We start from the raw sequence: 6,967 nt of genomic DNA on the forward strand, positions 1-6,967 counted from the left end.
CAAACAATGACAAATGAAGAATTTGCACAGCTGATTGAACGCTACGAAAAGCTTGTGTTTACCATCTGTTACCAGATGGTGCGCGATTACCATGAAGCACAAAATCTTGCGCAAGACACTTTTTTCTCTGCCTATCAACACATTGATAGCTGCCCGCCGGAAAGCTACAAGCCATGGCTCGCAAGAATCGCAACCAACAAAGCGAAGGATTATCTCAAAAGCGCTTATATGCGAAGAGTAATCGTCAGCGGAGATGAACAGTTTTCAGACATCCCTGTAAAAGAGACTCCCGATCAAATTTATATTGCAAGCGAAACCGAGCAGAACATTCGGGATAAAATTGAGGCATTAAAGGAGCCGTACCTCAAGGTCTCCGTACTGTATTTTATTGAGGAAAAGAATGTGGAAGAAATATCACAGCTGCTAAGCAGACCTAAAAAGACGGTGCAAACGCAAATCTACCGTGCAAAGGTACTGCTGCAACAGCTGATAAAGGAGGAAAGACAGACGTGAAAGAGTATTTTAATGAAGACGGGCATTTAACCGATATTGCGCTGTATGATCTGCTCGATGAACTACCCGATGAGCTCGAACGTTTAGAAATTGCGGAGCATTTAAGCTTTTGCGACCACTGCACCGAACGTTACACCGCCCTGCTCTGCGATGACGCTCTGCTTTCTTCGCCGGAACCGCTGAAAACAAATGTGCTGCAGCGTATAAGGCAGCGGGCGCGGGTAATCTTCTTAAACCGATATGTTGCAGCGGGTGCTGCTGCATGCTTTACTATGATCTTATGGACGAGTGGTGCATTTCGTGTGGATATGCAAATCAGCGACGACAGGCCTTTTGAAAAACTTACTGTAATGACTGAGAATTTTACCGAAAAAACTGCTGAGTTTGGACAGAACGTTTCTGATGAGATTAATAAATTTTTTACCAGCTTCGACTTGAAGGGAGTTTTGAATCATGAGAAAAAGTAGCTTCTTAACCTTTATTTTTGCGTTTATTCCGGGGGCGGGGCAAATGTACCTTGGCATGATGAAAAAGGGAATTTCAATTATGCTTTCTTTTGCAATGATTACCGCAGTTTCCGGGTTTCTAAACATGCCTTTTTTCGCAATTGTACTGCCTGTGATTTGGTTCTATTCGTTCTTCGATACCTTTAACATCAAGGGGATGACCTACGAACAACGCCTAAATTATGAGGACAAGTTTATGTTCGATCTGGACGATATGCTGAAAAAAGATTGGATGCAGATTCTAAAAAAACGCCATTCGCTGGTTGGAGGCATCTGCATTGTACTTGGTATTTATATGCTGTTCCAAAATTTTGTCAGCCCTTATTTATACTTGGTCTATGAAGTAGCACCATGGTTGCATGCAATGATTCGAAACATTCCTACGCTGATTGTGTCGGTTGCAATCATTGCACTGGGCATTCATCTGGTATTTGGCGGCAATAAAAAGCGTCTTGCCCCCCCGCAGGATGAGGACTATGTAGAATATGGAGGAAAAGATCATGAATAATGAACTAGATACCGAACAGTTCGAGCATATACCCGAGTCGGAGCCTACCTCTGACACCGCCCCCGACGGTACACAGCAGCAGGGCGCTAAACCACAAGCACCGTACTATTCTTTTAAAGATACTGTACAGCCGCAAAAGGTACGGCGCGTAGGCACCTTGACAATGGGGCTTGCGCTGATTGCTACCGGCGTAGTAGCCATCGCCGTACTCTTTAACCCAAGCCTTGATGTTATTACGATTGCAAAGCTTGCCCCTGTTGTATTGATTTTTCTCGGCATTGAAATTTTGATCAATCACTTTTTTCATCGCGGAGATAAGCTGAAGTACGACTTTTTAAGCGGATTCGTCTGCTTCGTGCTAATCTGTGCAAGCGTTAGTGCTATTATAATTCCCCCTCTATACGAGCAGTACGGCCCCCACCGCTATGAGAGCGGATACCGTATTGGCTCTGAAATCGAGACAATGTGCTTTCAGGCACTTAGCGGAACCCCTGTTTCTTCTTTATCGGCCCGTGTACACCTTGAGGGGCCTCTTAATTCCAAGCAAGAGCTTACTTATCAGGACTTACGCCCGATGGACTATGTGGAGCTTGATATTCAGCTGATGGGCAGCTACACCGATAAAGCACAGTTTGCACAGGACTGTAAAAAGGTTTTGGAAAAACTCACCGCGGCGGGAATTCCTTTTCGTAATATCAGATTTAGATACAGCGCGGATGAAGGAGTTCAATACTACCTGAATATCGATGATAAGTTTGAAGCGGCTTTGGACGCCGAAAAACTGGCTCAGCTTGTGGGGGATAACACAGAGGAGCTTGCATGGGAATCGACCCAGGCACAGCTGGAAACTGAGAGTGAAGAAATGAATTCTGAGCTAGAGCAGCAGCGCGCAGAGCTGGAACAACAACGAGAAGAGCTTGCTGCCGAGCGCCAAGCATTTGAAGAACAACAGGCAAATGCCGCATAAAATCTGTGGGCTCAATCGCCTTGGCAGGCGTTGATATACAATAACCCTAAACACAAAGAACCCGTCAGCATTACGCTGACGGGTTCTTTGTGTTTAGGGTTATAACAATATTATGCAACATTGTTGCTTGCAAACTGGCTATTGTAAAGCTGAGCGTAAAAACCATTCTGTGCAATCAGCTCATCGTGTGTGCCTATTTCGACAATATCGCCGTCGCGAAGCACCATAATCATATTAGCATCTTTGATGGTGGAGAGCCTGTGTGCAATTACAAAGCTGGTTCTCCCCTTCATCAGGTTTTTCATACCGCGCTGAATACGCTGTTCGGTACGGGTATCGACTGAGCTTGTCGCCTCATCCAGTATGAGAATCTTAGGCTCAGAGAGAATTGCGCGAGCAATGGTAAGCAGCTGGCGCTGACCCTGCGAAATATTGGATGCATCTTCGTTGAGTACAAAGTCGTAACCATCGGGTAGCTGCATAATAAATTTGTGGGCATGGGCAGATTTTGCTGCCGCCTCAATCTCATCAAAGCTAGCGCCCAACCTGCCGTATTCAATATTCTCTCGAATTGTCCCTTTGAACAGCCATGTATCTTGTAAAACCATGCCAAACAGGTCGCGTAAATCTGAGCGTTTCATATCCATAATATCCACGCCGTCAATTTTAATGCTGCCCCCGTTAATATCATAAAAACGCATGAGCAGGTTGACGATGGTGGTTTTGCCTGCACCTGTGGGGCCGACGATTGCCACCTGTTCGCCGCTTTTTACATGAATGTTAAGGTCATGAATTAGGGGGCTTTCAGGGTTATAGCCGAATCTCACATGAGAGAAATCCACGTTCCCGTGTACCTCGGCAATTTTGGATGCAGATTCTTTTTCAGGGATCTCTTCTGCTTCATCGAGCAGCTCGAAAATGCGTTCTGCGGCCGCACCAGTGGATTGCAGCAGGTTCATAATTTGCGAGGTTTGCACAATGGGCATTGTAAACTGACGCATATACTGAATAAACGACTGAATACTGCCGACGTACATACGGCCGGAAATAACTGCTAGGCCGCCGATAATGGCAATGAGCGCATAGCCGATGTTTCCGATGAGGCTGATACAGGGCATCATCACACTGGACATAAACTGAGCTTTCCAGCCGTAATGATACAAACGATCGTTGATCTCATCAAATTTTTCGATTACCTCATCCTCACGGTTGAATACTTTGATTACATTGTGACCGGTGTACATTTCTTCAATATGGCCGTTGATGTCACCAATTGCCTTTTGTTGACCGCGGAACAAGCCCTGTGATTTTTTTACCACCCCGATCGAAATGAGAAACGAGAACGGTAAAGTACACAGTGCAATACCGGTAAGCACTGGGCTGATGGTGATCATCATAATAAAGATACCCACAATAGTGGTGGCGGAGGTAATAATCTGTGTGATACCCTGCTGCAACGACTGCTGTACCGTGTCGACATCGTTTGTAACGCGGCTGAGTACATCGCCGAAGGTACGGGTATCAAAATAGTTGAGCGGCAGTTTGCTTATTTTTTCATCCACAGCTTTACGCAATGAATACATTGTTTTTTGGGAAACACCTGCCATAATATACTGCTCAAAATATTTAAATACCGCCGAGCAGACATACAGGGCGCCTAGTGTAATCAAAATCTTTTTCAGCAGCTCAAAGTTGATTCCTGCGCCGCCGTTTGCGGCATCGATAAGACCGCGGTGCAGCTCGTTCGTGGTAAGCCCCAGCACCAATGGTGCAAGTACAGTTGCCACTGTGGAAAGAATTGCAAAAATAACAACAAAAATAAAGCCTTTCTTGTATTTTCCGATATATCCAAAAAGGCGTTTATAGGTGCCTTTCATATCTTTCATCTTGGCGTCAGATACGTTTTTACCATGTCCCATAGGTCCCATATCAGGCATTGCCCCCTTTCTCAATCTCCTCAGCAGAAAGCTGCGAAGATACAATTTCTTTGTAAACATCACAGGTTTTCAGCAACTCTCGGTGTGTACCTTCCCCTGCAATACTGCCTTCATCTAGCACCAAAATGCGGTCTGCATCCATAATCGTGCTAACACGCTGTGCCACGATGATGACCGTCGCCTCTTTGGTTTCGGGCTTTAGCGATTTTCTTAGCTGTGCATCGGTTTTAAAATCCAATGCAGAAAAGCTGTCGTCAAAAATATAAATTTCAGGCCTTTTTGCAATTGCACGCGCAATAGCAAGACGCTGCTTTTGTCCGCCGGAAACATTGGTGCCGCCCTGTGCAATATGTTCGTCAAGCTTATGCGGCTTTTCGCTGATAAAATCCCACGCTTGTGCGATTTCCGCGGCTTTCTTCAAATCATCTGAAGTCGCATTTTCATCTCCGTAGCGAATGTTTTCGGCGATAGAGCCAGTAAACAGCACTGCTTTTTGCGGCACATAGCCGATTTTATCGCGCAGAACCGTCTGGTCATATTCACGCACATCAATTCCATCTACCAGCACCTGGCCCTCGGTTGCATCATAAAGGCGAGGGATCAGGTTGACCAGTGTTGTTTTTCCGCTGCCGGTGCTACCGATAATCGCGGTAGTTTCACCCGGCTTTGCTGAAAATGTAATGTGTGAAAGCGCCGCCTCCTCGGCATGATCAAAGCTAAAGCTGACATCTTTAAACTCCACATATCCCTTCTTGCCGCTGTCCTGAGCAGGTTGCTCTGGGTTTTGTATCGAGAGCTCCATGTTCAGCACTTCGTTGATACGGTCTGCAGAAGCAGAGGCTCTGGGCAGCATGACAAAAATCATAGAGAGCATGGTAAGAGACATCATAATCTGCATAACATATTGAATAACAGCAACGACATCGCCGTCGAGCAGAGTTCCCTGCCCTACCCACTTTGCGCCAATGGCGACGATAGCAATGGTAGTCGCATTCATTATAAGCATTACCGCGGGCATCATGGCGGTCATAATCCGCTGCATTTTCATTGCTGTTGCGGTAAGGTCAATATTTGCAGCATCAAACCGTTTATGCTCGTGCTCGTCGGTGTTAAACGCACGAATAACACGGATACCGGTAAGCTTTTCGCGCAATACACGGTTGATGGTGTCGAGCTTTTTCTGCATCGATTTCGAAAGCGGCATTGCCTTGCTGGCCACTACCACCACTACGGTTACCAGAACCAAAATAGATGCAAAGATGATTGCCGAAAGCCCTGCATTTTTGCTGACCGCCATAAAAATACCGCCTATGGCCATGACAGGGGCTTGCAGCACAATCCGCATAAACATCATCATAAAGGTTTGTACTTGTGTAATGTCGTTGGTGGTACGCGTAATGAGCGACGCCGTACCAATCTGATCAAACTCATGCAAAGAAAAGCTTTCTACCTTTACAAATACCTTGCGGCGCAGGTTGCGCCCAAGCCCGGTGGATATGCGCGAGGAAAGAAAACCGTTAATTAGGTTGCAGATAGCACTGAGAACTGCAAACGCAATCATCATAAGCCCGATTCGGATGATGTATGGATTATCGCCTGTAACAATGCCCTTGTTGATAATATTCGATAACAGGTTTGGCAGCTGAAGATCTGCCAAAACGCCACAAAATGTGAGTATAACAACGCCAAGCACCGCTATTTTAAAAGACTTTAGTTCTTTGAAAACGGTACGCATAGGGGTCCTCCTTAGTCATTGGTTTTTGAATTGTAGAATTGCAGTAATCTGTTGGTGATACGTAATAGCTCCATGCTGTCCGTTTCGCCGAGAAAGTCTGTCAACTCCGTAACATTTGCTTTCAGTTCATCGATTGTTTTCTCCAGTGCCTGCTTGCCCGGCTCTGTAAGAGAGATTATGATAACGCGTCGGTCTTTCGAATCGGCGCTGCGCCTAATATAGCCTTTTTTCTCAAGACGATTGAGGATAGGCGTGATGCCAGGCGCCGCAACCCCCAGCGCAGTTGCAATATCAGTCGATTTCATCTCCTTTTCTTTCGAGCCCTGAACACAGAACAGAACTGCCCGTTCCCCATGCTTTAACAAGTCGGTTCGTCTAGTTTTTGAAAGGCTGAGCCTTTTCATCTGTGCAAAGGTAGTAAGCATTTCTTCCACCAACTTGCCCTGGTCATATTTCAAACTTTTCACCTGCCTGCAAATATACTTAACACCATTAATTATTAACGTTATTAAGTATATTCCAATATAGCCAAAAAATCAATGAACTAATTGTTAATAATAAATAAAATTTAGTTAAAAAAACCCGATAGAGTCTAGTTCTCTACCGGGTTTTGCGAAGACATAGTTATTTTATGCGAGATTCTTGATGATATGCACCGAGCACAATAGACGCAGGCATTGCAGCCGGTATATTTTGCAAGTTATACAGCGCCAAGCGAAAAACTGCAACAACAAGCACTATGGTCGGTTTTAGAATTCCTTCTACCAATGAGAAGTGCGGTGACGTTATAAAACGCCACCG

7 protein-coding genes are annotated in these 6,967 nt (G+C 45.4%); 4 read left to right on the forward strand and 3 right to left on the reverse strand.

Annotated elements, in window-relative coordinates; translation table 11 throughout:
- The first annotated feature begins 6 nt into the window (after window positions 1-6).
- The 4 genes from RTV33_RS04335 to RTV33_RS04350 are packed head-to-tail and all read left to right on the forward strand — an operon-like array spanning window position 7 to window position 2,494.
- On the forward strand, window positions 7-513 hold the full coding sequence (locus RTV33_RS04335) for an RNA polymerase sigma factor (protein WP_312641924.1): 507 nt from the start codon (window positions 7-9) through the stop codon (window positions 511-513).
- On the forward strand, window positions 510-980 hold the full coding sequence (locus tag RTV33_RS04340) for a hypothetical protein (protein WP_312641926.1): 471 nt from the start codon (window positions 510-512) through the stop codon (window positions 978-980). Before RTV33_RS04335 ends, RTV33_RS04340 begins: the two co-directional genes overlap by 4 nt.
- A complete protein-coding gene (locus tag RTV33_RS04345; protein ID WP_312641928.1) occupies window positions 967-1,527 on the forward strand; it encodes a hypothetical protein in 561 nt (186 codons plus the stop codon). The genes RTV33_RS04340 and RTV33_RS04345 overlap by 14 nt, the downstream gene beginning before the upstream one ends.
- Window positions 1,520-2,494 carry a hypothetical protein gene (locus RTV33_RS04350; protein WP_312641930.1) on the forward strand — a complete coding sequence of 325 codons (975 nt, stop codon included), beginning with the start codon at window positions 1,520-1,522 and terminating at the stop codon, window positions 2,492-2,494. Before RTV33_RS04345 ends, RTV33_RS04350 begins: the two co-directional genes overlap by 8 nt.
- A 110-nt stretch (window positions 2,495-2,604) precedes the next feature.
- On the opposite strand, the gene RTV33_RS04355 is transcribed toward RTV33_RS04350, so the two are convergent.
- The 3 genes from RTV33_RS04355 to RTV33_RS04365 are packed head-to-tail and all read right to left on the reverse strand — an operon-like array spanning window position 2,605 to window position 6,624.
- Complete coding sequence (locus RTV33_RS04355) at window positions 2,605-4,422, reverse strand: ABC transporter ATP-binding protein (RefSeq protein ID WP_396327217.1); 1,818 nt, start codon at window positions 4,420-4,422, stop codon at window positions 2,605-2,607.
- 1 nt (window position 4,423) lies between these two features.
- Entirely contained in the window at window positions 4,424-6,166 is a 1,743-nt protein-coding gene (locus RTV33_RS04360) for an ABC transporter ATP-binding protein (RefSeq protein WP_312641934.1), read from the reverse strand.
- Window positions 6,167-6,177: 11 nt separating this feature from the next.
- Complete coding sequence (locus RTV33_RS04365; protein ID WP_312641936.1) at window positions 6,178-6,624, reverse strand: MarR family transcriptional regulator; 447 nt, start codon at window positions 6,622-6,624, stop codon at window positions 6,178-6,180.
- Between the last annotated feature and the right edge of the window lie 343 nt (window positions 6,625-6,967).

The organism is Hydrogenoanaerobacterium sp. (genome assembly GCF_032017025.1).
Classification (GTDB): Bacteria; Bacillota; Clostridia; order Oscillospirales; family Ruminococcaceae; genus Hydrogenoanaerobacterium.